This is a genomic window from Saccharomonospora sp. NPDC046836, assembly GCF_040645195.1.
Taxonomy (GTDB): Bacteria; Actinomycetota; Actinomycetes; order Mycobacteriales; family Pseudonocardiaceae; genus Prauserella_A.
This window is the reverse complement of record NZ_JBEYXW010000099.1, coordinates 2501-5197: the sequence shown is the minus strand read 5'-3', so window position 1 is coordinate 5197 and position 2697 is coordinate 2501. Positions and strand designations below refer to the sequence as shown.

At 56.8% G+C, this 2697-nt stretch carries 2 rRNA genes (1 of these 2 running past the window's edge); both read right to left on the bottom strand.

Going from position 1 to position 2697, the window contains the following annotated elements:
* Positions 1 to 2: 2 nt before the first annotated feature.
* Positions 3 to 119: ribosomal RNA gene (gene rrf / locus ABZ863_RS35295) — 5S ribosomal RNA — on the bottom strand.
* A gap of 65 nt (positions 120 to 184) precedes the next feature.
* Positions 185 to 2697: ribosomal RNA gene (locus ABZ863_RS35290) — 23S ribosomal RNA — on the bottom strand; it runs 605 nt beyond the window's last position.

The following is a 2697-nucleotide window of genomic DNA, read 5'->3' as shown; positions in this document are numbered from 1 at the left end:
TTGTTCGGCGGTGTCCTACTCTCCCACACCCCCACGGGTGCAGTACCATCGGCGCTGGCAGGCTTAGCTTCCGGGTTCGGAATGGGACCGGGCGGATCCCTGCCGCTATAACCACCGAAACACTCTGAAACACACACACAGTGTGTGGTGTTTCAGAATCGTAGAGTGAGTGCGTAACACCTTTGTGGGCAAGTCCTCGGCCGATTAGTACCAGTCCACTCAAAAACACATTACTGCGCGTCCATGTCTGGCCTATCAACCCAGTGGTCTACTGGGAGCCTTACCCCACAAAAGGGTGGGAGACCTCATCTTGGAACAGGCTTCCCGCTTAGATGCCTTCAGCGGTTATCCCTTCCGAACGTAGCCAACCAGCCATGCCACTGGCGTGACAACTGGCATACCAGAGGTTCGTCCGTCCCGGTCCTCTCGTACTAGGGACAGCCTTCCTCAAGTCTCCTACGCGCGCGGCGGATAGGGACCGAACTGTCTCACGACGTTCTAAACCCAGCTCGCGTGCCGCTTTAATGGGCGAACAGCCCAACCCTTGGGACCTACTCCAGCCCCAGGATGCGACGAGCCGACATCGAGGTGCCAAACCATGCCGTCGATATGGACTCTTGGGCAAGATCAGCCTGTTATCCCCGGGGTACCTTTTATCCGTTGAGCGACACCCCTTCCACCAGGAGGTGCCGGATCACTAGTCCCTGCTTTCGCACCTGCTCGACCCGTCAGTCTCACAGTCAAGCTCCCTTGTGCACTTACACTCAACACCTGATTGCCAACCAGGCTGAGGGAACCTTTGGGCGCCTCCGTTACCCTTTAGGAGGCAACCGCCCCAGTTAAACTACCCACCAGGCACTGTCCCTGAACCGGATCACGGCCCAAAGTTAGATTCCCAGCACGACCAGAGTGGTATTTCAACAACAACTCCACCAACACTAGCGTGTCAGCTTCACAGTTTCCCACCTATCCTACACAAGCCGAACCGAAAACCAATACCAAGCTATAGTAAAGGTCCCGGGGTCTTTCCGTCCTGCCGCGCGAAACGAGCATCTTTACTCGTAGTGCAATTTCGCCGGGCCTGTGGTTGAGACAGCCGGAAAGTCGTTACGCCATTCGTGCAGGTCGGAACTTACCCGACAAGGAATTTCGCTACCTTAGGATGGTTATAGTTACCACCGCCGTTTACTGGCGCTTAAATTCTCAGCTTCACCCCCGAAAGGGTTAACCGGTCCTCTTAACGTTCCAGCACCGGGCAGGCGTCAGTCCATATACATCGACTTGCGTCTTCGCATGGACCTGTGTTTTTAGTAAACAGTCGCTTTCCGCTGGTCTCTGCGGCCACACCCACCTAGCCCGAAAAAGGCTTCAGCAGGCCTGGCCCCCCTTCTCCCGAAGTTACGGGGGCAATTTGCCGAGTTCCTTAACCACAGTTCACCCGATCGCCTTAGTATTCTCTACCTGACCACCTGTGTCGGTTTAGGGTACGGGCCACACATGCACTCGCTAGAGGCTTTTCTCGACAGCAAAGGATCACCCTACTTCACCACAACGGCTACGCATCACGCCTCACCCACATGTCCGACGGATTTACCTATCGAACGGGCCACACGCTTACACCAGTACTACCACTCACTGGCGGGGCTACCTGCCTGCGTCACCCCATCACTTGACTACTACAGGATCAGATCCCACGCTCCACACCACCACACCTCCGAAGAGACACGACGGGCTTCGGGTGGTTAGTATCCCCTGCCTCACCATGGACGCACACACGCGGGTACGGGAATATCAACCCGTTGTCCATCGACTACGCCTGACGGCCTCGCCTTAGGTCCCGACTTACCCTGGGCGGAACAACCTGGCCCAGGAACCCTTGGTCATCCGGCGGCAGAGATTCTCACTCTGCATTCGCTACTCATGCCTGCATTCTCACTCCCACACCCTCCACGGCTCGCTCACGCGGCCGCTTCCCTGGATGCAGGACGCTCCCCTACCCACCCACACGACTAGACACCAGAGACAAACCCTGGAGCCGATCTCATGTGTGGATGACACAGCTTCGGCGGTGTGCTTAAGCCCCGCTACATTGTCGGCGCAGAACCACTTGACCAGTGAGCTATTACGCACTCTTTCAAGGATGGCTGCTTCTAAGCCAACCTCCTGGTTGTCTCAGCGACTCCACATCCTTTCCCACTGAGCACACACTTAGGGGCCTTAGCTGGCGTTCTGGGCTGTTTCCCTCTCGACGACGAAGCTTATCCCCCGCCGTCTCACTGCCGCGCTCTCACTTGATGGTATTCGGAGTTTGGTTGACTTCGGTAACCCGGTAAGGCCCCTAGGCCATCCAGTAGCTCTACCCCCACCAAGAAACACACGACGCTGCACCTAAATGCATTTCGGGGAGAACCAGCTATCACGGAGTTTGATTGGCCTTTCACCCCTACCCACAACTCATCCCCCAGGTTTTCAACCCTGGTGGGTTCGGCCCTCCACGCCGTCTTACCGGCGCTTCAGCCTGGCCATGGGTAGATCACTCCGCTTCGGGTCTAGACCACGCAACTCAACGCCCTCTTCAGACTCGCTTTCGCTACGGCTACCCCACACGGGTTAACCTCGCCACGCAGCACTAACTCGCAGGCTCATTCTTCAAAAGGCACGCCATCACAACCCAAAAGTTGCTCTGACGGCTTGCAG